The sequence below is a fragment of the Photorhabdus viridis genome, assembly GCF_040256935.1.
GTDB lineage: Bacteria > Pseudomonadota > Gammaproteobacteria > Enterobacterales > Enterobacteriaceae > Photorhabdus > Photorhabdus viridis.
Window position 1 is genome coordinate 1 of sequence record NZ_JBEJZY010000464.1, and the last position, 226, is coordinate 226.

At 57.5% G+C, this 226-nt stretch carries 1 protein-coding gene; it reads right to left on the bottom strand.

Annotated elements, in window-relative coordinates; all coding sequences use genetic code 11:
- Positions 1–174, bottom strand: a 174-nt coding sequence (locus ABR397_RS24165) for an RHS domain-containing protein (RefSeq protein WP_350307894.1), incomplete at its 3' end; no start/stop codon positions are given.
- Between the last annotated feature and the right edge of the window lie 52 nt (positions 175–226).

Sequence of the window (226 nt, forward strand, 5' to 3'; positions counted from 1 at the left end):
GGCCGGATCGGTGAAGTAAGCCAGCGGGGCGCCATCCAGTTCACCGAAAGTACTGTATTTCTCCGCCCACGCAATTTTGCCGTCCTCGTCCGTCACTTCCAGCGGCGCACCGTTGATATCCGTGTGGTACCAGTAGTAATCGTGCCGGGTTCCCTTCGTGATGATGCTGGCCAGCGGGGTGTAGCTGTCATGGGATTCGTAGCAGTAGGTTTGCGTTTCACCCCTT